Source organism: uncultured Nostoc sp. (genome assembly GCF_964245575.1).
Taxonomy (GTDB): domain Bacteria; phylum Cyanobacteriota; class Cyanobacteriia; order Cyanobacteriales; family Nostocaceae; genus Nostoc.
In genome coordinates this window covers 12,761-35,533 of record NZ_CAXTNP010000042.1, presented here as the reverse complement: position 1 = coordinate 35,533, position 22,773 = coordinate 12,761, and the positions used below count along the sequence as shown (strand labels likewise).

Sequence of the window (22,773 nt, the reverse complement as noted above, 5' to 3'; positions counted from 1 at the left end):
GAGTAGGGGGAGCAGGGGGAGCAGATAAAAAATGACTAATCTCTAATGTCCAATGCCCACTTGCCCTGAGCGACTTGTACTGAGCGTAGTCGAAGTAAGCTGAAGGGATGCCCAATTCCCAATTCCCAATGCCCAATTCCCAATGCCCAATTCCCAATTAATTAGTAAATCTTATGTCAGAATCAACTCCCATTACCCCAGACCCTAACCCATCTGAGGCATTAGACTCAGTGGTAAATAATTCCAGCGAAAAAGCGATGGCTCTGCCAACGCCAAAGGCGAACGCATCTGCCGATCGCAGTGCGAAAACTAGGCAACTGCTGGGGATGAAAGGTGCAGCGTCTGGGGAAACTTCAATTTGGAAAATTCGTTTGCAGCTAATGAAGCCGATTACCTGGATTCCCCTAATTTGGGGCGTAGTCTGTGGTGCGGCTTCTTCTGGTAACTATACTTGGACACTGGAAAATGTGTTGAAGGTAGCAACCTGTATGCTGCTGGCTGGGCCATTAATGACAGGTTACACCCAAATCCTTAATGATTACTTTGATCGCGAAATCGATGCCATCAATGAACCGTATCGCCCGATTCCCTCTGGGGCAATTCCCCTACCCCAGGTAATTATTCAGATTTGGGTATTACTAATTGCTGGCATTGCTTTGGCATTTGCGCTAGATGTTTGGTCTGGTCATGAATTCCCGACAATTACAGCGATCGCGATTATCGGTTCTTTCATCGCCTACATTTATTCTGCACCTCCCCTGAAACTCAAACAAAACGGCTGGCTAGGTAGCTACGCCTTGGGTGCAAGCTATATCACCCTACCGTGGTCTACAGGACACGCTTTGTTTGGCGATCTCAATTCCACAATCGTGATTTTGACAATGTTCTACAGCTTAGCTGGATTGGGTATTGCCATTGTTAATGATTTTAAGAGTGTAGAAGGCGATCGCCAGTTAGGATTAAATTCACTACCTGTAATGTTTGGCATCACCACTGCGGCATGGATTTGTGTAGTAACGATTGATGTCTTTCAAGGATTGATAGCAGCTTATCTCGTCAGCATCCATGAGAATTTGTATGCAACAATACTAATACTTTTAATCATTCCGCAAATCACCTTGCAGGATATGTATTTCCTACGTGACCCCGTGAAAAATGATGTTAAGTACCAAGCCAGCGCCCAACCCTTCCTTGTTCTAGGAATGCTCGTCACTGGTTTAGCACTCGGTCATGCTGGCGTTTAACTTATACTTCTATAGTGAGAAGTTAGGAGTTAAGAGTTAGGAGTTAGGAGTTAAGATACCTTTAACTCCTAGTTTGTATCAGGATATATCGTGTTTCAACTGATCTATTTACTTATTCATGGGATTCAACCTTTATTAGTCCCGATTTGCTTTGTTGTTGCTTGGACTGTAACTATTCTCGCGGTTTTGAGTCTCTGGACGGCGGCGCGAGATAGTATGACTACAGCTAAACAAATGCATCAAATTCCCTGTAGTGGTTGCCAATTTTTTACCGACAATTACCGTCTTAAATGTACTGTACGCCCATCTATTGCCAATACAGAAGAAGCAATCGATTGTTTGGACTATCAACCGAAGACGAATCCTTATCTGTATTAATTGGGGAGTGCGGAGAGTAGGGGAGACAAAGGGACAAGGGGTGAGAAGCTTCAACAAGTTTTTCCCCTTGTCCTCTTCACCATGCCCAATGCCCAATCACTATTGACCAATCTCTAACAATATCTTCAAAACACCCCGACTCTGAGCGTGTTCAAAAGCCGCAAGCCCTTCAATGAGGGGATACGAAGCTTGAATAAGAGGTTGCACGTCAACTTGTCCTGTGGCTAGTAGCTGAAGGGCTGGGGGAAAGGGGCCACAACGGGAGCCGATGAGGGTAATTTCATCCACTACTAACGAGGAAGCATCTAGGCTAAGGTTGCCAGCATAAGTACTTTTAAGCACTAATGTGCCACGGGGACGTAGGGCGCGGCGGGCGATCGCAAATCCTTCTGGGTTGCCAGTACACTCTACTGAGATATCAAAATATCCATCTGTAACAGTGTCGGCTAGACTCGTTTTGATCCCCCGTGCCTCTAAATTAGCCAGTTTGTCTCGATGACGCCCCACAGCCAAGAGTTCACAGCCTGTTAGGGCAAGTGTCTGGGCTACTAACTGCCCTAGTTTGCCATCTCCAACCACTAGCACCCGATCATTTGGATGCAATGACACTTGCTGCTGAATTTCTAAAGCTGCTGCTATAGGTTCGGTAAATGTCGCTACTTCTGTTGGCACATTATCAGGTACTAAATGTAAGTTCTCCATCGGCAAACAGAGATATTCACCAAAGGCTCCATTTCGGTTGACAATACCTAGAACTGTGCGATTTTCGCAGTGAGTTGGTTGTCCACTACGACAAAACCGACAATGCCCACAAACAGCGTTGATTTCTCCAACTACGCGTTGGTTAACTAGGTGTTCTGGCCCTTGTTCAACGACACCGACAAATTCATGCCCTAAAATACCAGTGTAGGGATAGTAGCCTTTAAGTAGTTCTAGGTCTGTGTTACAGATACCCGCACGTAAAACGCGCACCAAGGCTTCTCCCTGTGGTGGTTCAGGAATGGGAATATCCGTGCGTAGTTCCAACTGGTTATTTTCGAGCCAAAGTCCTTTCATTTCTCTTCACATCCTTTGCCTAGTTATATTGTCATACCACTTTTAAAAATCTTTACAAAATAATCAATTGGTTGTATGAGCGTACAAATGTATCTTTCTAAGCTGTCGTACCTACAAGTTGCACTATTTTCATTATCAAAAAAAGCTGCAAATCCTCTGCCTTGCTACCAGCAAGAACTGCCCCCCTGCGGCCTTAGCAAATTAAATGCTTAACAGCTTACCTACTCTATATCTCTGTAGTAGGTATTTCTTTAATAATATTTATTACATCAACTTTACTTAACCAAGTAACCAGATCGTTTGAGTCAAGTGCTATCTCATTTCCTAAAGTTTTGATATAAAGAAGTCCGTCGCTAATAATTAAATCTCTAATTGGATACCATGAATCCCGTTTTCTAATCAGAAGTTCCAACGGAATCCCTACTCTTAAAGTATACTTGCGATATTTCCACCAAGCTCGCCATAAAAGCACACATTTAGTACAGTGCATCTCATAGCCTTTGGGAACTTCGCAGTATTGATACTTATAGAAACCCCGAGTATCCACTTCTCCTTTGAGGAGATAACTATATTCTGCTAATGCCTGATTTATCAATTCCCACTGGGATGATTTTGGAGAAATCCAGAATTCAGATAGTGTCTTAAATAGTTGGACGGTGGCAATCACACCTTCGGTTTTTGCTATCACTTGGTTGGTGTTATAGACTGTTTGTGCTGTCAAAGCAGGATTTGACAATAAAACTTCTTTTTTATGAATAGAGTTTTGCACAAACTCTCGAATTAAATCTAGATTAGACAACATAAAATTATTTCTACTAAATTAAGCAGTGTGATGGAAGCTACAACTGTACTTAAATTAGTCGTTACACTGTTATTGCACCAAAATCAGGATTATTACTAGTTTAATTTATACTCAATTCTCTGTATGACTAAGACTTTGTTAACTTTAATTTCGGGTATATTGCCCCTCACTAGTGGTTTGTCAAAATTACTGTTTTCAAATGTACAGCAAATTATATTAAATTTTTACGCTTTCGAGAAAAGGTTGAAATACCGGAATTAATTCGGGGCGACTAACTACAAGGGTGGGAAAAGAGCGATCGCTATAATCTTCTCCCGGTAACAAGGGAAACGGTTCTGACTTCAGCGAGAACCAGACCCCACCAGCAGCCTGGACAATTACCCAAGCCCCCGCTAAGTCCCAAACTTTTGGTGTCGCCTCAATACCACCTAGAGTAGCCCCAGTGGCAACTGTCAAAAAGTTATAGCTAGCCACACCCAACATGCGAATTTTGCAGGGAAAGCCGTTCTGGATAACTGCGGTGCTGCGGGAACAGAGGTTAAAAAAGTGATTGTTGCTGGGACTATCTATACTAGTGTGGATGGGGTGGTTGTTGAGAAATGCTCCTGTTGGTGTTGCTAAACCAGATGAACCTGCCCAGAAACCATGAAAAGCTTGATTCAAAGTTGGCGCGTAAACATAACCAAAAATGGGTGTGCCTCGATACAGTAAACCCAGAGATATTGTCCAGATGGGAATGCCGCGTGTAAAGTTGGTTGTACCATCCAGAGGGTCAATTACCCAGCACCACTCCGTACCGGGAAATAACTTATCGCTCTCTTCGCTCAAAATGCCGTAGCCAAGGAAACTAGAAGCGATCGCATCCCGAATTTCCTGATCTGCCCATTTATCTGCTTGCGTCACCAAACTACCATCAGCTTTTTGGTCAGCCTGTACTTTCCCAAAATCTTGCATTAGCTGCTTGCCCACTCTGGTAGTGGTAGTTTGGGCAAAATCTAGAATTGTTGTCCAAAAATCATTCATTGGTTATTTGTCATTAGTCATTAGTCATTTGTCCCATGCCCCGTACCCAATACTTCGACTCCTTTCTACTTACTTCGACTACGCCCAACTCGAAGAAGAGGCTTCGCCTTAAGCGTAGCTATGCCGCAGGCTTTACGGCTACGCTGGCTGACAAGCTCAGTACAAGTCGCTCAAGGCAAGTCGCAGTTCGACTGCGCTGACTGTAAACTCAGTACAAGTGCCCCATGCCCTATACAGTTTAATCTAAATCGCTTTCTAAAACCGAAGCGATCGCAAGCTTTGTACTTGTTTGAAATTCTGTGATGTTCACCCGATTCAGAAACCAAATCGATAGCACCATTCCCACGGCTTCTAGAACGAATACCAGTCCATAAGCTAACTCTAGGCTAGGTAGCAGCTTGCGTCCAATATCCAAAACTGTACCTCCGATTACTACCGCGATTCCTCTAGAAAGGGACTGCGCTAATCCCCAAGCCCCAATAAACGTACCTGCGGCTTCTGCTGCGGTAAGATCCAACATCAAGCTAATTGCTGCTGTAGTTAAGAAACCTGTGGCTAAACCGAACAAGACCAAACTTAGTTTGAGAACTGCTGCATTAGCTGTGAATCCTGATATACCTAGTAAGATTGCACAGAATGCTACCAACATACAGCCTAGACGTGCAGTTCTGCGCTTACCCAAACGCGGGACAATGTAAAAGCCCGTAACGCCGTAGGCAATCAGTAGACCTGTTCCATAAAAAACATTTAATTTGGTACTTTCCGCTAGTGGCATTTTAAACACTTGACCCGCATAAGGTTCCAAAATCGGGTCTTGCATAAACAAACTGATAGTCATCACCAATAAAAAGGTGAAAAATATACCTGTTTGTGGGCTAGCTGTCAAGATTTTCCAAGCATTGCCTAGAGTAATGCTGTCTTCCCGGTTCACCAGTGTGGAACGAGTTAAGTATTGAGAGTACTTCTTTTCTACGCCGAATGTGGCTGCGATCGCTAAACCAAATACAATTGCTGGGACGATAAAAAACAATCTATTGATTGCTGGCTGCAAGGTTGCTATGGAAGCGCCTAGCGTTAATGGCTTTAGTAATATGGTACTAATAATCGCCCCAACAATAATCCCCACCATCAGCATTGACCAAACCACACCTACCACTTTAGAACGGTTATCTTCTTCAGATATATCCACCAACAAAGCAGCAAAAGCAGTACCGCTAGCACAAATTCCTAGACCATATACAGCAAAAACTAAAGCCAGAAGCGCTGTCCAGCCGATTGTTTGGGTTGTCCATACCCAAGTACCTGAACTATTTCCAGCAATATTAAGTTGCCATATCACTTGTATAGCTAAAAATGCTGCGATCGCAAATATTGCCGCGCCCACCCAAACATAAGCTGTGCGATGGTTTCCCCATAACGGCTTGGCATCGGAAATCTGGCCGAACCAGACACGGGAAGGAGCAACAAATAAAGGCAGTGCTAAAACTACTGATACCAGCGTCGCCGGAATTGCTATTTCTTGAATCATGACTCTGTTGAGTACTCCCAGAGTCAAAATGGACATCATGCTCAACCCCATTTGAAATAAACCCAGCCGGAACATGGTTAGCAGGTTTACCCTTGGCACAGATAAAGATTTTTTTTCGGTATCAAATATTTCACCGCTTGCCATAGCTACTTTTTTGTATAGTTTATGGAATATAGTCTCTTTAATTAAATATAAACTGTTCAATATTCCAAAAAACTACTAATTTCGGGGCATCAATTTTTGGGTTTGGCGGTAGACACCGCAGCAATAACGTACATAAAACTTTTTGGTTATTCAGGGCTTGTTGTGCAACCATAACTAGATTAAACGTGATTGAGCATTAATAGAGGCTAACTGAGATAGTTGCTTGCTTACCCCTGTCTTTTATCGCTAATACTAGTGTCATAGTTGGCGATCGCTATCTAGATGTAGCATTCACATCTCACTATTTTAAACTTTACTAAGATTGTCAGGGATATGGAAGAAATATTAAACCAATACTGTAAACAAGATAATCCTGGTCTGCTTCTCCTGAGTATGCCAACTGGTTCTGGTAAAACCTACAACCTTCTAAAGTTTATACATTCTAATTACAAGGAGTTTGTCAAGCAAGAGAGAAAGATTCTGTTTATTACCAACCTCAAGAAAAATCTACCGATGGACGAACTCAAAAAACTTTTTATCGACAATGGAAATGAACAAGATTTTCAAAAATATGTTCTTTTTATTGACTATAACGTAGATCCTATTATTAAAAATTTGCTAAATATTGACCATCAAATTCCTGACAAATTTAAAACCGAAATATATTTACAACTCAAAAAATATATAGAAATACTCCAAAACGAGCAAATTCCTATTTCTTTTAAAGAAAGCATTAAAACAGAGATTCGTAAAAATATTGAGCCAGCATTCCGAGATATTATAAAAAAAACATTGTCAGAAAATTTTGAAAATAAAAAAGCCCGTCTGTCGGCTATAAAGAATAATCAAGATTACCAATGGATTAAGGAGCTTTATCCAGCAGTGTTTACAGACGATAAGACCATTTTATTTCTTAGTATAAATAAATTCGTCGCTCAAAATACAACACTTGTTGAACCATCATATTACTTCCCTGAGCGGTTGATTAATAAATCACTTATTTTTATTGATGAGTTTGATACTACCAAAGACGCTGTACTCAAAAATATTATTCAATCAGGATTACGACATCAAGTGGATCTTCTTGATTTATTCTTGAATATTCATAATCATCTAATGCAAACTGAATGCCCTGAAGCACTCGTGCAAGAATCAAAATGGAGAAAAAAACAATCTTCAGGCAAAAACTGGCTATCTCTACAAGAACAAATTGAATCATTACGAGAGAAAGCTAATTATATATTCAAACAATATCAGTTACAACATATTTGTAAATCTCATGATAGTTTTTCATCTAAAGAAAGAAACTTTCTTTTTTATGATTATAAATTCCATAATGTGCTAGCTCGTAATCAACGGGTAGAGATTATTGGAGATATAGATAGCCGTACCAATTGGATCAATGCTTTTAATATTAAAGAAAAAAAGACGGGTACTGATCTACAGGAATTGCTGAGTACAATTACCGATTTTTATCTTATTTTCAGACAGAAATTAAGTATTTAGCTAATAACTATCGCCGTTTAAAAGAAGAAGAGAAAGGTGGTCAAGAAACTTTTCCCCTTAAATTAGCTATTCAGACAGTTCTTAATAATTTTCACCTTAAAGATGTCGAGTTTTTAACCAATAAAATTCTTGAAGATGATTTGCCGTATGGCTTGCAACCCTATCAAGGAACAATCCAAAGTCAGAATTTTTATGATACAGGCTTTCGTTACTATGATATTGTCGATAGTGATGAGCATGATACACTATCAAAAATATATATGTTCAACTTCAGCCGCACACCCGAATCATTTTTGGCTGGAGTTTGCTCAAATGCTCTGGTAGTCGGTATTTCAGCTACTGCCGGACTTTACACCAATATTGGCAATTATGATCTTAAGTATCTGAAATCTTGTTTAGGAGATTCATTTATACGTATTAAAGATGATGCTCTTGTTAAGCTGAAAAACGCATATAACGACGCAACTCAAGGTTATAATCAAGTTTCCATAAAAACTAAATTTATTCCTTGAATCAGCAGGTGAATCGCCTAACGGATCTGAAGATTTAATAGAAGCACAAAACCGTGCATCCCATAAAAGCAATCAAACTGCTGTTTATATACGTCGGCAACTGAGTACGCCATGGACAAAACAGAGTGTTAAAAAGTGGCAAGAACTAAGAGAACAAGTTCTTTATCAACCAAGTATTGTAAAAGAGTCAGAATGCAATATTAACTGGAATAATATTTACCTGCATTTGCCAAAACCTGCCGATTCATATTATTTCTCACATGAAAATGACTATGATGATGTTGAAGTTTTCTTTTCTGATGACTACGGAAAAAGAGAAATTAAAGAAGTGAGCGAACGAACTGCCCGTCTTTCTGAGTTGATGAAAATCGATAGTTTTCAGAAATTGTTCACTGATTCTGGCTGGGCAACAATATTTCCTAAATCTAAACTAATGCTGACCCCTCCAATGTTCAACAATATTTATAAAGGGGCATTAGGTGAAGTATGTGGAAAATATATTTTTCAAAACCTCTTAAATATTCCCTTACTAGAACTGAATATAGATGAATTTGAACTCTTTGACTTCAAAACAGAGCAAGATATTTATATAGATTTCAAGTTATGGAATGATCGGGTTGCAGTAAAAGCTGATGAAATAATTGATAAAATATGTGAAAAAATGGCGATTGTTAGAGCAGAAAGGGTTTTTGTTATCAACATTCTTGGTTCTTCCAACACTCCCTTTCAACCGATTCCATCATTTGGCGGAAAAATTATAGAAGTTCCCTATTTCTGTAAAAATGATAAAATCGATAATTTAGCACTTAAATTTCTTGTGAATGAATTTTTAACATGAGCATTCTTACAAATAGACTAAAGATAAATTTTCATATTGATACTATTGAAAGAGATTTTGTTTTTATCCGCTTCAAACGAGACAAAAATGGCAAATGGTGGGGAGCGGAAGAACTGGATTGCATTATAGGTGAAGATTATAAAGCCATGTCTGTTGGATATGCTCAATATGCCTATGCTATGTTTGATAAAAAATCAAATGATACTTACGCATTACTTCAAAAACTTAGAACTGATCCTAAATTTGCTAATGTATCTGCAATTGAGGTAAAACCCCAGACTGTTTATACTGGAAATGATGAATGTATATGTGAAGTAACACTTGCCCGTTTATTAATTAACTCTCTAGGTTCATCACGATCTAAATTTAAACATCTGCATTTCTCAAATCTGACTGGAGAATTACTTAAAGTCCCTCCATTGACAAATAAGCTTTATGATGCGATTGGCGTTGCTGAAATAACTCTTAGTCGTGATGAGAGTCAAAAAAATGAATTCTTATTGAACGTTAATGTAGCCTCTTATCGAAAAAAGGTTTCCATATTAAAAGAATATAAAGGTACGGTAGAATTAAAAAAAATTCTTAAAAGACCTGAATATGTGTTCCATAGTGGTACAGGAACTCTGAGAAGATGGCTTCCATCTGATGGTAAAGATACAGACCCTACAAAGTCTTACATACAATGCGGTAAACAAGGTAAAAAGCTTCATACTAATTTCCTTGAGTTTGAAAGTATAGAGAAATTTGAGAAAAGCCGAGCAGGTATTTTGTTTCAAGTTTTCAATAGTATTCAAGAATATCTATCTGAATATATGAGTGTTAATTTTTCTACTCTTGAAATTGCTCGCAGTATTGAACTCAAAAATACTTTGCTTAAAAGTCCAAAACAACTTCACTCAAAACTAGATGGTCAGGCAATACATATAGTTGATAGAGTTAATGATGAAGATTCTACTAATTTAGTAATTACACTGAAAGAATTTCTTCTTCCTTATATAACTGATGAAAAGCTAATCTCCGTCGGTAAACGTGATAAACAAAGCGCTCTAAATTTTAGAATTATACATGATGCCGAATTTTATGAAAAAAGAGGACAAAAGGACGAATACCTCCTTTCAACAGATAAATTTCCGCGACCAAATCTGACAATTGAATCAACTAAAAATGTCTCTAAGCCTATTGTTAAAACAATTATAAAGGAACAGCTTATAAAGCGTGATATTAGCTATCGAACATTAAACTTGTTTGATTGGGGTAAACTTCAACTAAAAGGAATTTGGACTTTTGCTGCTTGGGATGAAGATACAGACCACGTAATTTTTATGGAAATTAAACCAAATGGTAATTTTGAATTTTACGAAATAGATGGTCAAGATATATTATTTAACTGGCAAAAGTTTGAGAAATATAGAAAATTCATGACAGAGGGTAGCTCAGGAGATAAAATCAAGACATTAGAAGGTCTTGTTATTTCTGATGCTGGTGATATAAATCAGATATTTCTAACCGATGAAATCAGTATTCCTCACCTTTCTAAAATTGAAGCTATTCTTAGGGAAGTCGAAACTGAACTTCCCGAAAACAAGCGAAATGGAAATGAGTTAGCTGATATAATTGAAGAATTTTTACAAGAACCATCTGATATTAATATTGAAAAATTTAAATTATTATCATTGGAACTTATAAAAATTGGTAGCCAACCTATATCGAAAGGAGATTTTAAGTCTTTAATCGCACAGTATTTGGGAACAACAAGGAAGGTAGGAGACAAGGATATTGATGTCAGTAGTACAAGTGAGGCTACTCGTTTTAGAGATTACCTTCTCGACCAATATCAAATTCGATTGAAGTTCCCCCAGGATAACCAGAGCAAAGAAGATTTATTTGACGCTTCTCTCAACATAAAGTATTTTGGTGAAACCGAAAAAGAGGCTTATTACTTTGTTGGAGAACAAAGAGAAAACGTAAAATTTTATTTCAAGGATGCCTGTCATCTTCGTAAAATCGTGGCGGTGGATGACTCAAAACTGATATTCAGACAACTCCTTGAAACTATGGATGTTGATTTTGTCCGCACAGGGCAAAGTACCGTAATCCCTTTTCCATTTAAGTATATTAGGGAGTATAAAAATTTTGGTGTTGCTAAATGACTGTATTAATCAGTATTGATCAACGGCAATAACTCTTAGTTTGACAGATTTTACTTATTTTTCTAACCCCAACACACGGAGAAATATTTTCAAATATACCTAATAGTAAAATTTACTAAAGTTCTCGCATTGCCCTGTAACTTTATCGGACGCAATCAAACCACATAAAAATATCAATATTAAAATGTGGTTTTAACTACGCTATTCCATTGAATTAGTAAGATAAACTTTCCCTATGTATGTCATCAAACTACTTACCTTCATCTAGTAATCAAAAAGGCATAAGCAATGACTAAAGAACCAGTCAAAGTAATATTATGGGAAGAAAATCAAAAAGATTTTCTAAAAAAGTTCTATGATCTCCAATTTACTCCCAGAATAGGAGAGGAAGTTTACCTAAAAAAGGAAAGATGGAAAGTAACCAGAGTTGAGCATGATGTAGAAATTAATGAGATTAATATCTACATGGAATTAATCAAAAAAGCCAAACAGGATAAATCATCTAATTCATAAATACAAGTAAATACACTCAACTATTATTAAAGGGAGGTTATTAGCCTCCCTTAATTATGAGAATAGATATATTGTCAGGTGTAATTTGTAAATCTTTATGCAAGCCGCGATGTCTACGAGGGGCTATTCGGCGTCGCACCACAAGATTTGCAGCCAAGTGGTGAAGTTCGCACTGTATTTTGTCTATAACGATACACTATAAAAGTAAAGAAATGTAAATAAATTAAATTTTGCAACCGTGGAAAACATCACATTGGGGCAAAATGGCCCAGTTGTTATACCCTTGTGCATAGGCACTTGGGCTTGGGGTGATAAACTCTTTTGGAATTATGGCAATGCCTACGGCCCAGAACAGTTACAAGAAGCCTTTACAGCAGCCTTAGAGGCTGGTATTACCTTCTTTGATACTGCCGAAGTCTACGGAATGGGAAAGAGCGAGAAATTTTTGGGGCAATTTCTGCAACAGACACAACAACCTGTACAAATTGCCACGAAATTTGGCCCCCTACCGTGGCGATTTACAGCCCAATCCGTCTCTGATGCTTTAACAGATAGTCTCAAACGCCTACAATTAGAGCGAATCGCCCTATATCAAGTGCATTGGCCTTTTGCTTTCTTTTTAAGCCAAGAAACTCTGATGAATGTCCTAGCGGATGAAGTGAAACGGGGCAGAATTGCCGCAGTCGGTGTGAGTAATTACTCAGCAGAGCAAATGCGGGACGCCCATCAAATATTGGCAGCCCGTGGAGTGCCTTTGGCTGTGAACCAAGTGCGCTATTCTTTACTTAGTCGCCAAGTTGAAAGCAAAGGTATTATTACAACTGCGCGTGAGTTGGGTGTGACTATTTTGGCTTATAGTCCTTTAGCACAGGGATTACTCACAGGGAAGTACACTATTGATAGTACTGAAACCCCAACTGGTGCGAGGAAAATAGACCCGCGATTTACGAAAGAAGGTCTGCAAAAAATTGCCCCAGTTATATCTTTGCTACGCAATTTTGGGGAAAAATACGATCGCACCCCTGCCCAAGTTGCTCTCAACTGGTTAATTGCTCAGGGGAACGTTATTCCCATTGCTGGGGTAAAGACAGCCGAACAGGTGCGTCAGAATGCTGGTGCTTTGGGCTGGAGATTGAGCGACGATGAAATTGGAGAATTAGAACAAGTTAGTCGTCCTTGGCTGTAGTATTTTTGAACTACTCAAATATATGAAGCCAAATTTCTGACACTACTAGCTCCCAACCTGGTAGTAAGTCTGGTAGTGTCAGTTTGTCGTTGTCGTGCAAAACTATTGGTTCTTGGTTGAGTCGATATGTGAGCGTCAATTTGTCAGGATCAATCAGGATACCAACCGTAGCTCCAAGTTGTAAGAATAGCTGAATCTTTTACTATCAGTGGTTTGATCTGGTCTGACTTAGATTTTATCTCTACCATCAAATCAGGCACCAGTTCCACAAAGTCGCGCTCGCTTGTTTTTAATCTATCAGCACGAACAAAAGATACATCAGGAGCGCGGAAATTTCGTTTTTCGTTATCAGCTTCTTTCCCGTTTTCAGTTTCTAATGTAGGCAAAATGAAACCAGCACTAGAACCAGTCACCTGTCTTAGCCTCTGTGGGCGCACCCAGTTTCCAAGTAATCTATCTAACTCAGCACCTCTTTCTTCTGACTCATAATCTGATGGTCCCATAACAACTATATTTCCATCTACCGGCTCCATCTGCCATTCTGGCTGCTCTGCTTGTAGTTCCTCTAAGTCTGAAATAGTGAACATAAGGCCACGAAGAATGCATCTTTAATTTATCTTCCTACAAATGGGTAGAAAAGGTTACCCAAAAAGCCAAAAAGTCAAGAGCCAAAGTCAAAATCTTGACTCCTAACTCTCAACTCTGCCAATTTTAGATTTGGGTCGCACCTTTGGTGCGCTAGAAGCGCAACTTGGATTTTGGATTGAAGGAAAAATCTAAAATCTAAAATCTAAAATCCAAAATTGATTAACTTCTAACTGGTTGACTAAGAAGCTGATTCTCTCGCTGTAGGTGAACCTAGCTTTTTACTAGGGGATGCAGAAGACTCACTACTGCTTGTCCGCAGTTTGGGCTTGGGAGAAGAATGTCTTTCTTCATCACCATTGTTGCTATCTGATTTCCATGCAGAACGAGGGCGATCGCTCGAAGATTCACGACGCTTACCGAGTCTGGGTTTGGGAGCGGAGGATTCTTCTTGGGGAATTTCCACGTCTGAACTCAACCAAGCGGGACGAGTTTGATCGTAAGCGATTTGCAGGGCAGCTGCGGCGATCGCTTGAGCATCGTATTCTTCAATTAGTTCGCTGACAATCGGCAAGAATGAAGCCAAACGCTCACCTGTCAAAGCTTCTCGCACCTGTTCTTGCAATTTCAGAATGTGTCGCGCTTCAATCTGGGCACGTGTGGGAATGGTCAGCAATTGCCAACTTTGGCGGTTATGACGTTCAAATGTTTGCTGCTTGCGCCGCTCAAATGGCTGTACTAAAGAAATTGCTGTTCCTTCTTTACCAGCACGACCAGTACGGCCAATGCGATGAACGTAGGTTTCTACGCTATCGGGTAAGTCGTAGTTGATCACATGGGAGAGTTGATCGACATCTAAGCCTCGGGCTGCAATATCAGTTGCTACCACCCAGCGAACTTGACGGTTACGGAATCTGCTTAATAACCGTTCCCGTGCTTGTTGCGACAAGTCACCGTGGTATTCATCAACACTGTGACCAGCCCCTTGTAACTGACTGGTGAGTTCTGCGGCTGTGCGTCTGGTGCGGACGAAGATTAAAGCTGTTTCTGGATCTTCCATTTCCAGAATCGGCTGTAATGCTTTGGCTTTTGTCCAGTGGCGAGGGATCAGGTAAGCTACCTGATTAATCTTGTTGGGAGCGGCTTTTGGCTGCTCAACAGTGACAGTCGCCGGCGATCGCAAGAACTTGTTCACCAACATCCGAATCGATGGTGGCATTGTTGCCGAGAATAAAGCTGTTTGGCGTTCTACGGGCGCTTGAGAGAGGATTTTTATCACATCGTCGATAAAGCCCATACTCAACATTTCATCAGCTTCATCCAATACAAACCACTTCACTTGATCCAGCTTTAAACAGCCGCGATCCAGCAAATCGATTACCCGTCCTGGAGTGCCCACAACCATGTGAACGCCACGTTTGAGTTGTAACATTTGACGGTCAATCGATTGACCACCATAGATTGCTAACACCCGCAATCCTTCATTGCCTATGAACTGAGCGATCGCATCGTGAACTTGCATCGCTAATTCACGAGTTGGTGTTAAAACTATGGCTTGCACGGCTCTTTGATTAATATCTAGCCGCTCTAAAATAGGCAGTGAAAATGCTGCCGTTTTGCCTGTTCCAGTTTGAGATTGACCTACTACATCACGACCAGCAAGCAATTGGGGAATTGCTTGCACTTGAATGTTAGTGGGTTCGGTAAAACCGATTTTTTCTAGTTGTTCGACACGTTCTTGGGAAATGCCTAATTCTTGAAATGAAAGAGTCATTAATTCGTCCTAAATTTTATGTAAGGATTTTTGGATTAGTCATTAGTCATTAGTCATTAGTCATTAGTCATTAGTCATTGGCTATTAGTGAGCCAAGGGCGATAGCGAAGCCTCAACTCTTGGAGAGGCTATGCCAAGTCCGCCAGCGTTTCAGGTAAACCCTCATGAAAACTGCCATTAATGCAGCATTGACCTTAGTATAAGGATGAATCTGTAAGGGTCATTTAACATTGGACTTTGGACAAAAGACAAATGACAACTTAGTTATTGACTACTTGACCATAGAGGTCGTATGTATCAGCGTGGTGAATCGCTATTGGCACGATGGTTCCTAACTTTGCCTGGCCTTTGACATACACCAGACCATCAACCTCTGGGGAAAATCTACCTGAACGACCTATTAATTCACCACTTTCAGGATTTTCTTGCTCAATCAGGACATCGACTATTTTGCCTACTTCCTGTTGATTTTTATTTTGAGAAATCGGTTGCTGGAGTTCCATCAGTTGGTATCGGCGATCGTCCATTACCTCTTGGGGCAACTGATTTGGTAGCTTATAAGCTGGGGTTCCTTCCTCAGAGGAAAAGGTGAAAACGCCAACATGATCGAATTCATGTCGCTGAACGAACTCTAGTAGATGCTCAAAATGCTCGCTTGTTTCTCCTGGGAAACCAACAATAAATGTTGTCCGCAGTACGGCTGTTGGTAGCGCCGTTTTGATGCGATCTATAATCCCATCATTTACCTGCCCTTGCCAAGGACGGTTCATGGCACGGAGAATTTCTGGATGAGAATGTTGTAAGGGCAAATCCAGATAAGGTAAAACGTTTGGTGTTTCTTGGATCGCCGCTATCACATCTGGGGTCAGTCCCGTGGGATAAGCGTAGTGCATTCTAATCCACGGTATATCTACTTTCCCCAAAGCGCGAAGCAATTCGGCTAATTTTGGCTTACCGTAAATATCCAAACCGTAATTAGTAGTGATTTGGGAAATTAAAATAATTTCCTTTACCCCTTGAGTAACTAACTGCTCGGCTTCGGCGACTATAGATTCAATAGTACGCGAGCGCTGGTTTCCTCGAAGATGAGGAATGATACAAAATGCACAACGATAATCACATCCTTCCGCAACCCGCAGGTAAGCTACGCCCTCGGTTGTAGTGCGATAGCGCGGTGTAGTTTCATCTGCGATGTAGGTTGGTTCGATACTAACCTGTTTAACCCGTTCGCCTTGTTCTACACGCTCAATTACATTTACAATTTTGTGATAATCGCCTGTACCAACCACCGCTACTGCTTCGGGCAATTCCTCCAAAAGCTGTTCTTGGAAATGTTGCGCCATACAGCCAGTGATTACGATTTTTTTGTTTGCCTCTGCCAGTTCTACCAAAGTTCTGACAGATTCTTGCCGGGCTGCTTCAATAAAACTACAAGTATTAACAATAACGTAATCTGCTAACTCTTCATTTGTATCTACACCGTAGCCTGCTTCTACGAGCATTCCCAGCATGTGTTCTGTATCAATTCGGTTTTTCTCGCAGCCCAGGTGAGAAATGGCAATTGTTGGCTTGTCACCCATATTTTGAAAAAATCTTCATTTTCTTCTTCTTTTAGTCAAACATTCTGGCGCTAACTTTGTTTTTTTGCTATCAGCATCCTCATGAAAACAGTGCAGTGGTAAATCTCCACTGTCAATAACTGTCCGTGGACTCATAACCCTATCAATAAATAAAAATAGAGGCCATGTTATGATATTCCTATCAATCTGTTCCCCAGGGCAAATTGAAGTGTCTTTGGGTACATTTGACACTTGTAATCTTTTTTAACAATTCGCCTATTGGTATTTTACATTACCGCAGCGTGTGCGTTGTTAACCTACCCATCGGGAAGCCGCCCAAAGGGCTTGTTGTGAGAAGTCGCTACCCTCAGGGAAATCGACGAAAGGGACTACGCCTATAAAGCAGTAATGCTAGCCTGGCAATTGGCAAGTCCTACGACTGGGCGCGGACAAGACGCCTAAACCACGGAAAGCTGCCTCGCGTCTAGTGAGTGGCAAACTCCTCTTGTAGCCAAGTTTTATCTTAACATATCTTATGGGAGGTTTGAGGCCAATTTCCATCTGAGGAAGGAGGCAATCAACTGACTATCATAAAACACATTTGACTAGTTAATGAAAAGTCAGGAGTCAAGGGTCATACAGTCAATAGTCAAAAAATTCTAGACTCTGGACTTTGCGAAGCGGATTAAAGACGTGGACTTATATCAATTATTTAAAACTTGCTCACCGATTATTGGCGTGGTTCACCTGCTACCACTGCCAACCTCACCTCGTTGGGGAGGTAGCCTAAAAGCGGTGATTGACCGCGCCGAACAAGAAGCCGCCGCCCTGGCAAGTGGAGGGGTTGACGGGCTGATTGTGGAAAATTTTTTCGACGCGCCGTTTACCAAAAACCAAGTCGATCCGGTGGTTGTAAGTGCCATGACCATTGTGGTGCAACGGATACAAAATTTGGTGACTTTGCCTTTAGGCTTAAATGTTTTGCGAAACGACGGCAAAAGTGCAATGGCGATCGCTAGCTGTGTACAGGCACAATTCATCCGCGTCAACGTTCTTACAGGAGTGATGGCAACCGATCAGGGATTAATTGAAGGAGAAGCCCATCAATTACTCCGCTATCGACGGGAGTTAGGCTGTGATGTTAAAATCCTGGCCGATGTGTTGGTGAAACACGCCCGTCCTTTGAGTTCTCCAAATCTCACAGTCGCCGTGAAAGACACCATTGAAAGGGGTTTAGCAGACGGAGTGATTTTGTCAGGGTGGGCTACTGGTAGTCCTCCTAACTTAGAAGATTTGGAACTAGCTTGTGGTGCAGCAGCTGGCACGCCAGTGTTCATCGGTAGTGGGGCCAATTGGGAAAATATTGATACATTCATGCAGGCAGCAAATGGTGTCATAGTTTCCAGTTCCCTGAAACGTCATGGACGTATAGAGCAACCAATTGACCCAATTCGCGTCAGTCAATTTGTCGAAGCTGCACGTCGCAATTGGAACTCCAAAGGTGAAAGTAAATCAGCAGAACAAGTGAAGTTACATTCTTAGAAAGTAGGGAGTGGGGAGTAAGGGGAGCAAGCGAACAATTAATTATTATTCCCGATTCCCGATTCCCGATTCCCGATTCCCGATTCCCGATTCCTGATTCCCGATTCCCCATTCCCCAATATTTATGATTCGCCGCCGTTCTATTCCTTGGATTCATAAATGGTCACGTCCATTGATTGCCGCGATAGCTGGATGTGGTGCCCTGATAACAGGTTATCTTGCCATAGAAAAGTTAACAGGAGGCAGTGCAGCTTGTGTGGCACAGGCTGGTGTCAAGGGCTGTAATGATGTACTTTCCAGCCCTTGGGCTACGGTTTTTGGTCAGCCATTAGCTTTGTTTGGGTTTTTGGCATATATCAGTATGGTGATATTTGCTTTGGCTCCCTTAGCATTCAACTCAGGGGAAAAGAATAGTCGCAAGCAAGTGGAAAATTGGACGTGGTTGCTGCTGCTGGCGGGTGCGATCGCAATGTCTGTCTTTAGCGGCTACTTAATGTACGTGCTAGCATCTCAAATCAAAGCTATTTGTCTTTACTGTATCGGTTCAGCTTTGTTCTCTGTGAGTCTTTTAGTACTAACAATTATCGGTCGGACTTGGGAGGATATAGGACAAATCTTCTTTACCGCGATTATTGTAGGGATGGTGACGCTGATTGGCACTTTAGGGGTTTATGCTGGCGTGAATAAATCAGATGTTACACCTGAAACTCCAGGACAACCCACAAAAATTATCTTTAATTCCAAAGGAGACCCTAACCCAGCCTTCGGTTGGGAAGTTACTACCACTTCTGGTGAGGCAGAAAGAGCCTTAGCACGGCATCTAGCAAAGGTAGGCGCGAAGGAATACACCGCTTACTGGTGTCCTCACTGCCATGAACAAAAGTTGCTTTTTGGTAAAGAAGCCGAGGAAGTAATCAACAAGGATGTTAAGGTAGAGTGCGCTGCTGATGGGCTAAAAGCTCAACCCGAACTGTGTAAAGCCGCAAAAATTGAAGGCTTCCCTACTTGGATCATCAATGGTAAAAGCTATAGTGGAGTCCAAAACTTAGAGGAACTAGCGAAAGTTTCTGGTTACACGGGCCCTCGTAACTTCAAGTATTTTAAGTAATCGACCTAGCGGTACGGTGTAGTTCACACCCAGTCAACTGGATGAATAGAGCAAAGTCTGTTTCCAGTTGGCTTTTTTGTTTTTGGTAATAGATAATAGGTGTTGTCCAATATCCAATTACTAATTTTCCTACACTTTTATCCCCAAGTACCTTAAGCTTAAGGAAATAAATCAAGTATATTTACCATAGTAAAATGTATACTTTGATTTACTTCGACAGCATTAGGGTGTCACCTTGGGGTGTAATCATGTCAGTGCCAAACCCAAAAGTGTGTCTGTTGGAAGTTACCACAACTCTCAGTAAAATATCTAGTTGCTTAAAAATGTGCGCGTTTATTTGAGTAAGCTTTACCAGACAAAGCTTTGAAAAGTAAAATCCGTTGAACTCACTTTCAACAATATTTATACTTAATTTGTGCTGATAGCCACAAAAGTCCCACTTACTGTTTGGTCAAATAATTGGCTCAATATATGGTGATACATCACAACTACCATGATATCTTGAACAACCTTCCTGAATTGAAAAACTATTAGAAACTCTATTTAGCTCCTCCTTGAGCTATGTTAGTCCGATAGTTAATAGCTATAAAAAATAGAGAATATTTATTTATTTCTCCCCACTAGTGTAATGGGAATCAATCAGCAGCTAGGCAAACATTTTGTGAAGTTCATCTTTGGACTGAAACAATCGCTTAGTCGAGGACACAGAGAATTGATTACTGCCGCCAGCATTGCAATCTGCGTCCTGCTTTTGCACTCCATCGGATTATTACAATCTTTGGAGTTGGCAGCTTTGGATCAATTTTTTCGCTTACGTCCAAATGAACCGCCAGAAGAGCGTATTACCATCGTAGGGATTGATGAAGCCGATTTAAAGGAAGTAGGTTCGTGGCCGATTCCAGATACGAATATTGCCCAGTTATTGCAAAAATTGAACGTCCACAAACCCCGTGCTATTGGCTTAGATATCTACCGAGATTTGGCAGTAGGGCTTGGTAATCAAGAACTTCGTAATGTTTATAAGTTAATGCCCAACTTGATTGGTATTGAGTTACTGGCAAATGACAAAAACGTTAATGTTTCACCTCCACTGGGACTAAATCAGGATCAAGTGGGTTTTAACAACCTGCTATATGATCTTGATGGTAAAGTACGTCGCAGTTTGTTGTATTGGCACGTTAATAATCAGGTACACGAAAGTTTTGCTCTGAAGTTGGCTAAATTGTATTTAAAGTCAGAAAATATTACTCCCACCAAAGCAAAAAACAACCCTGAGTATTTGCAATTGGGTAAGGCAGTATTTACTCGTTTTCAGGCTAATGATGGTGCTTATGTGAGAGCTAATGCTAGAGGCTACCAAATTTTAAGCAATTTTCCCAAACCCAAATGTCAAAGTTCGTCTGGAGAATTTTGTAGTTTTCGTCAGGTATCGATGAGAGATGTAGTGGCAGATAAAGTCAAAGAAAACTTAATCAAAGATCGGATTATACTTATTGGCTCCACTGCACCCAGCCTCCAGGATTTTGTATTCATTCCCTACTCCAGCAGTCTAATAGGTACGGCAAAGCTTGTACCTGGTATTCAACTGCAAGCTTATTTTATTAGTGAGTTAATCTCCGCTGCTCTGCAAGGACGACCATTACTCAAAGTCTGGCCTGACTTAATGGAATACTTATGGATTTTTATCTGGTCTTATCTGGGAGCCGTGACCACATCGCGGATACGACACGCAATTAGGAGCCTGCTCAGTATCCTAGTTTCTTGCTTTGTATTGACTCTGAGTGCGTACCTTGCTTTCTTGTACGGTTGGTGGATACCGATTATTCCCTCACTGTTTAGCTTTGGCAGTTCAGCTATTTGGATCACCAGTCATATTGCCCACATGCAGGAAGAGTGGAAACGTTCCAAAGAATTTTTGCATCACGTAATCAACACGATTCCTGATCCGATTTTTGTGAAAAATGAACAACACCAGTGGATTGTTTTAAATGAGGCGTATTGTCGATTTATCGGTTATCCGAATAAGTTGTTAATTGAAAAGTCAGATTATGACTTTTTCCCTAAACATGAAGCCGATGTGTTTCGACAACAGGATGATCTTGTTTTGCGGACTCAGAAACCTCAGGAACATGAAGAAGAATTTACAAATGCAGATGGTCAGACTCATCAAATTGCCACTAAGCGATCGCTTCATAAAGACTCAGCTGGCAATTTCTTTTTAGTTGGAGTCATCCGAGATATTACTCAGCGCAAGCTCATGGAAGATCAGCTAAAACGTACTGCGGCTGAACTATTTTGCTCTAACAAGGAACTAAAACTTAAAGAAGACCACTTGCGTCAATTAGCGTATCACGACCCGCTCACAGGTCTATCTAATCGTAAATTTTTTGCCGAACAACTTTACGAGTCATTACATTGGGCGCAACACAACAACTTGTTACTGGCGCTGCTGTTTATTGATTTAGATGGCTTTAAGCAAATCAATGATACTCTGGGGCACGAGATGGGCGATCGCTTGCTAATGACTATTGCCGGACGACTCAGCAACTCTTTACGCGCTAGTGATACAGTTTCTCGTTTGGGTGGCGATGAATTTACTGTGATTTTACGGGCAATTCCTAATGTTCAAATAGCTGCTAAAATCGCCGCCAAAATTTTAACCAGTATTAGCAAGCCAGTTGTTTTGGACGGCTATGCAATCCGAGTCTCTGCTAGTATTGGCATTAGTGTCTACCCATACAACAGTCAAGACAGTGAAACTTTAATGAAACAAGCAGATGCAGCAATGTATCGTGCCAAGCACCTGGGTAAAAATCGCTACGAATTTGCTTAATTAGTCAATAGTCAAGTCTCTAGGTTTTTTTCTTTTTAGTCACAATTTTTACCTTGGAATTAGGAATGAGGAGTGGAGATACGTCCAAAGGACTATCTTGAAAAAGTATGGTGTATATTCTGCGAAGTGCTTTTTTCGGCAAAATAAAGACTTAGTAAGGTTTTTTTACTGAAGACTTAACTTAAGAACATAGGTGAGAAAGGGATTAGCCATCAGAGGTAACTAGCAAATTAAATAATTTTGTAATTATTATTACTAATATAAAATATACTGTACTTGCTTAGTTTATAGTTTTGAAAATCCTTATGGTATAGTAATTACGTTACTCTAACTTTATATATCTTTACTCTAATTAAATTTTAAATATACACTAAACTAAGTATTACTTAATGTTTTCCTGAACTATTAGCCAGTAAACATAGTGTTTATACTTAGAATTATTAAGATATTATTAATAAATAGTAGTTTCAACAAAATGCTTACTGTAATTTA

Annotated in this window: 17 protein-coding genes and 1 pseudogene; 11 read left to right on the top strand and 7 right to left on the bottom strand. The window is 40.5% G+C overall.

Going from position 1 to position 22,773, the window contains the following annotated elements:
- Positions 1 to 173 precede the first annotated feature (173 nt).
- The gene (gene chlG / locus ACFFAP_RS09640) at positions 174 to 1,244 is read left to right on the top strand and encodes a chlorophyll synthase ChlG (protein ID WP_375511006.1); all 1,071 of its coding nucleotides are present in this window, start codon (positions 174 to 176) and stop codon (positions 1,242 to 1,244) included.
- Positions 1,245 to 1,334: 90 nt separating this feature from the next.
- Positions 1,335 to 1,622, top strand: a complete 288-nt coding sequence (locus ACFFAP_RS09635) for a hypothetical protein (protein ID WP_375511005.1) — start codon at positions 1,335 to 1,337, stop codon at positions 1,620 to 1,622.
- Positions 1,623 to 1,721: 99 nt separating this feature from the next.
- Here the strand turns inward: ACFFAP_RS09635 and ACFFAP_RS09630 are convergent, their stop codons facing one another.
- From ACFFAP_RS09630 to ACFFAP_RS09615, 4 genes are all read right to left on the bottom strand, one after another.
- A complete protein-coding gene (locus ACFFAP_RS09630; protein WP_375511004.1) occupies positions 1,722 to 2,678 on the bottom strand; it encodes an alcohol dehydrogenase catalytic domain-containing protein in 957 nt (318 codons plus the stop codon).
- Between the two features lie 226 nt (positions 2,679 to 2,904).
- Positions 2,905 to 3,480, bottom strand: coding sequence for a hypothetical protein (locus ACFFAP_RS09625; protein ID WP_375511003.1), 576 nt, complete (start codon positions 3,478 to 3,480; stop codon positions 2,905 to 2,907).
- A gap of 216 nt (positions 3,481 to 3,696) precedes the next feature.
- A complete protein-coding gene (locus ACFFAP_RS09620; RefSeq protein ID WP_375511002.1) occupies positions 3,697 to 4,503 on the bottom strand; it encodes an inositol monophosphatase family protein in 807 nt (268 codons plus the stop codon).
- 238 nt (positions 4,504 to 4,741) lie between these two features.
- Complete coding sequence (locus tag ACFFAP_RS09615; RefSeq protein WP_375511001.1) at positions 4,742 to 6,175, bottom strand: BCD family MFS transporter; 1,434 nt, start codon at positions 6,173 to 6,175, stop codon at positions 4,742 to 4,744.
- Positions 6,176 to 6,508: 333 nt separating this feature from the next.
- Here ACFFAP_RS09615 and ACFFAP_RS09610 point away from each other — a divergent pair, with 333 nt between their 5' ends.
- The 6 genes from ACFFAP_RS09610 (at position 6,509) to ACFFAP_RS09585 (ending at position 12,880) form a co-directional block, all read left to right on the top strand.
- A complete protein-coding gene (locus ACFFAP_RS09610; RefSeq protein WP_375511000.1) occupies positions 6,509 to 7,681 on the top strand; it encodes a DEAD/DEAH box helicase family protein in 1,173 nt (390 codons plus the stop codon).
- Positions 7,682 to 7,821: 140 nt separating this feature from the next.
- Positions 7,822 to 8,193, top strand: coding sequence for a hypothetical protein (locus ACFFAP_RS09605; RefSeq protein ID WP_375510999.1), 372 nt, complete (start codon positions 7,822 to 7,824; stop codon positions 8,191 to 8,193).
- Between the two features lie 226 nt (positions 8,194 to 8,419).
- A complete protein-coding gene (locus ACFFAP_RS09600) occupies positions 8,420 to 9,031 on the top strand; it encodes a hypothetical protein (RefSeq protein WP_375510998.1) in 612 nt (203 codons plus the stop codon).
- Positions 9,028 to 11,181: a hypothetical protein gene (locus tag ACFFAP_RS09595; RefSeq protein ID WP_375510997.1), complete on the top strand. Its 2,154-nt coding sequence runs from the start codon at positions 9,028 to 9,030 to the stop codon at positions 11,179 to 11,181. Before ACFFAP_RS09600 ends, ACFFAP_RS09595 begins: the two co-directional genes overlap by 4 nt.
- A gap of 288 nt (positions 11,182 to 11,469) precedes the next feature.
- Entirely contained in the window at positions 11,470 to 11,694 is a 225-nt protein-coding gene (locus ACFFAP_RS09590; RefSeq protein ID WP_375510996.1) for a hypothetical protein, read from the top strand.
- Between the two features lie 238 nt (positions 11,695 to 11,932).
- Positions 11,933 to 12,880, top strand: coding sequence for an aldo/keto reductase (locus ACFFAP_RS09585; RefSeq protein WP_375510995.1), 948 nt, complete (start codon positions 11,933 to 11,935; stop codon positions 12,878 to 12,880).
- A 10-nt stretch (positions 12,881 to 12,890) separates the two neighbouring features.
- Here the strand turns inward: ACFFAP_RS09585 and ACFFAP_RS09580 are convergent.
- The 3 genes and pseudogenes from ACFFAP_RS09580 to rimO all read right to left on the bottom strand — a co-directional run bounded on the left by ACFFAP_RS09580 (position 12,891) and on the right by rimO (position 16,819).
- A pseudogene (locus ACFFAP_RS09580) lies at positions 12,891 to 13,467 on the bottom strand (Uma2 family endonuclease).
- Positions 13,468 to 13,706: 239 nt separating this feature from the next.
- Complete coding sequence (locus ACFFAP_RS09575) at positions 13,707 to 15,239, bottom strand: DEAD/DEAH box helicase (protein WP_375510994.1); 1,533 nt, start codon at positions 15,237 to 15,239, stop codon at positions 13,707 to 13,709.
- Positions 15,240 to 15,499: 260 nt separating this feature from the next.
- Positions 15,500 to 16,819 carry a 30S ribosomal protein S12 methylthiotransferase RimO gene (rimO, locus tag ACFFAP_RS09570; protein WP_375510993.1) on the bottom strand — a complete coding sequence of 440 codons (1,320 nt, stop codon included), beginning with the start codon at positions 16,817 to 16,819 and terminating at the stop codon, positions 15,500 to 15,502.
- A gap of 672 nt (positions 16,820 to 17,491) precedes the next feature.
- Between rimO and btpA the strand changes: the two genes are divergently transcribed.
- From btpA to ACFFAP_RS09555, 3 genes are all read left to right on the top strand, one after another.
- On the top strand, positions 17,492 to 18,340 hold the full coding sequence (btpA, locus tag ACFFAP_RS09565) for a photosystem I biogenesis protein BtpA (protein ID WP_375510992.1): 849 nt from the start codon (positions 17,492 to 17,494) through the stop codon (positions 18,338 to 18,340).
- Between the two features lie 124 nt (positions 18,341 to 18,464).
- Complete coding sequence (locus ACFFAP_RS09560; protein ID WP_375510991.1) at positions 18,465 to 19,448, top strand: vitamin K epoxide reductase family protein; 984 nt, start codon at positions 18,465 to 18,467, stop codon at positions 19,446 to 19,448.
- 634 nt (positions 19,449 to 20,082) lie between these two features.
- Complete coding sequence (locus ACFFAP_RS09555) at positions 20,083 to 22,281, top strand: CHASE2 domain-containing protein (RefSeq protein ID WP_375511008.1); 2,199 nt, start codon at positions 20,083 to 20,085, stop codon at positions 22,279 to 22,281.
- The last annotated feature ends 492 nt before the right edge of the window (positions 22,282 to 22,773 follow it).

Bases quoted from the DNA above. Each gene is read 5' to 3' on its own strand.
- chlG (WP_375511006.1), top strand. From the start codon at position 174: ATGTCAGAATCAACTCCCATTACCCCAGACCCTAACCCATCTGAGGCA.
- ACFFAP_RS09630 (WP_375511004.1), bottom strand. From the start codon at position 2,678: ATGAAAGGACTTTGGCTCGAAAATAACCAGTTGGAACTACGCACGGAT.
- ACFFAP_RS09625 (WP_375511003.1), bottom strand. From the start codon at position 3,480: ATGTTGTCTAATCTAGATTTAATTCGAGAGTTTGTGCAAAACTCTATT.
- ACFFAP_RS09620 (WP_375511002.1), bottom strand. From the start codon at position 4,503: ATGAATGATTTTTGGACAACAATTCTAGATTTTGCCCAAACTACCACT.
- ACFFAP_RS09615 (WP_375511001.1), bottom strand. From the start codon at position 6,175: ATGGCAAGCGGTGAAATATTTGATACCGAAAAAAAATCTTTATCTGTG.
- ACFFAP_RS09610 (WP_375511000.1), top strand. From the start codon at position 6,509: ATGGAAGAAATATTAAACCAATACTGTAAACAAGATAATCCTGGTCTG.
- ACFFAP_RS09595 (WP_375510997.1), top strand. From the start codon at position 9,028: ATGAGCATTCTTACAAATAGACTAAAGATAAATTTTCATATTGATACT.
- ACFFAP_RS09590 (WP_375510996.1), top strand. From the start codon at position 11,470: ATGACTAAAGAACCAGTCAAAGTAATATTATGGGAAGAAAATCAAAAA.
- ACFFAP_RS09575 (WP_375510994.1), bottom strand. From the start codon at position 15,239: ATGACTCTTTCATTTCAAGAATTAGGCATTTCCCAAGAACGTGTCGAA.
- rimO (WP_375510993.1), bottom strand. From the start codon at position 16,819: ATGGGTGACAAGCCAACAATTGCCATTTCTCACCTGGGCTGCGAGAAA.
- ACFFAP_RS09560 (WP_375510991.1), top strand. From the start codon at position 18,465: ATGATTCGCCGCCGTTCTATTCCTTGGATTCATAAATGGTCACGTCCA.